This is a genomic window from Ilyobacter sp., assembly GCF_041583315.1.
GTDB lineage: Bacteria > Fusobacteriota > Fusobacteriia > Fusobacteriales > Fusobacteriaceae > Ilyobacter.
Window position 1 is genome coordinate 1 of the sequence record NZ_JBFHGC010000550.1, and the last position, 1893, is coordinate 1893.

A 1893-nucleotide genomic window follows, 5' to 3' on the forward strand; every position below is an offset into this window, starting at 1 on the left:
CCCCCTGCTTTTTCTATGATAAAGTGTGCTATGGATTCCTTTGAGGCTGTATAGAGACCGTTTTGCATCCTGGCTTCAAAAAACACTTTTTTTCTTTTCCCTGGAGGCCCCCCTATACTTTCAAGACCTCTATGATATTTTTCCACATACTCTTTTCCCTCGCTTTTTTTACCTATGAGGAGACTTATATCCGTCCAGTATCTTTCCAGGTCATCGTGATTTACCGGCTGAAGTGATACCACTGTGATCCCCATATCTTCCAGTCTTTTAAATAAATTTTTGTTTTTATCTCTGTACATAGGCCTTATGAGTACTAGGTCAGGTCTCACAGAAAGGTATTTTTCCAGTGAATCATTATAAGAAAAACTTTTTATCCCCTGAGTTTTTTCTGATATTCCCTTCTCTTTCACAGTCCCTACAAGTCTGCTCTTTCCCCCAAGATCAAGGATGACTTCTGTATGGGCAGGATAAATCGATATTATTCTCTGAAAACTTTTTTCAAACTGTCTGGGCTTGCTTCCTTCCATAACCTCATATGCAAAGAGATTTATAGTAAGAAACATCCAGATCAAGGCTATTTTAAATTTCATAATCAACTCCCTACATGTATGGGATAACAAATTTTTTATTGTCACTCTCCATCATTTTACTGTTTATGTTAAACACATACTTTATATTTTCCGGTGTGAGGGTATGCTCAGTTTCTCCTGCCTTCACTACCTTACCATCTTTTAAAAATATTATCTCATCACAGTAAAGAGATGCCAGGGTAAAATCGTGAAAAACAGATATAACTGTGAGTTGCTTCTCCTCCACTCTGTCTCTCACCTTTTTCAGAAGAGAATGTGCGTAATACGGGTCCAGATTTGATGTAGACTCATCTAGGAATAGTATCGGGGTCTGCTGTATAAGTGCCTTCCCGAAAATCGCCCTCTGTCTTTCTCCGCCGCTCAAGTCTGTTATTTTCTTGTCTATTATATTTTCAAGTTCCAGTTCTTCTACCACTCCGTTTATTATTTCTCTGTCTTCATTTCCCAGAAAGCTAAACTTTTTCTTGTGAGGATATCTCCCCATCTCCAGGATCTCTTCTACACTAAAAGAAAAGGAGGTATTAAAATTTTGCGGTACCAGAGCCAGAAGTTTCGCCAGATCTTTTTTATTATATTTTTTAAGGTCTCTACCCATGACCTCTATACTCCCCTGGTAGTCGGCTATTACCCCGCATATTATATCCATAAGAGTAGTTTTACCGCTTCCGTTGGGGCCTAATATCCCATAGAAACGACCTTTTTTTATGTGTAGGTCCACACCTTTTATTATCTCTCTGTCAGGGACAGAGTATCTTATATTTTTAGCTTCTATCATCTAGAGTCTACCTCCTGAGAGCTTTTTTCTAAAGATAAAGGCAAAGAACGGAGCTCCTAGCAGCGATGTCATTATCCCTATGGGTATCTCATTGGGAAGTACTGCCCTCACGATGTTATCTGCTGCTGACAGGATTATGGCACCCCAGAGAGCACATATAAAGATGAGTTTTTTGTTGTCAGTCCCTACCAAAAATCTCATGAGATGGGGAACTATAAGACCTACAAATCCTATTATCCCGCATATGGATACAGACACTGCAGATATTATAGAGGCAGTCACCAGAAGTATTTTTCTGACTCTGGAGGTATCCACACCCATGGACAGGGCATTTTTTTCTCCCAGCGAGAGTATATTCATCTCTTCTCCGTAATAAATAAACACTATGAATCCTAAAAGAGTTATTACACCCATAATTAAAGCTTCACTCCATGTCTTAGAGGAGAAGCTTCCCATGAGCCAAAAGACAATTGAAGCCACTTCGTCTCCTGCTATGTATTTTGTGAATGTGAGCCCTGCAGAAAAAAA

Annotated in this window: 3 protein-coding genes; all 3 read right to left on the bottom strand. The window is 39.3% G+C overall.

The annotated features are described in order from the left end of the window. Window positions 1-590, bottom strand: a 590-nt coding sequence (locus tag ABZA26_RS14080; RefSeq protein ID WP_372715123.1) for an ABC transporter substrate-binding protein, incomplete at its 3' end; no start/stop codon positions are given. 10 nt (window positions 591-600) lie between these two features. Then, window positions 601-1365 carry an ABC transporter ATP-binding protein gene (locus ABZA26_RS14085; protein WP_372715124.1) on the bottom strand — a complete coding sequence of 255 codons (765 nt, stop codon included), beginning with the start codon at window positions 1363-1365 and terminating at the stop codon, window positions 601-603. Continuing rightward, a partial coding sequence (locus ABZA26_RS14090; protein WP_372715125.1) for a FecCD family ABC transporter permease occupies window positions 1366-1893 on the bottom strand: 528 nt, incomplete at its 5' end.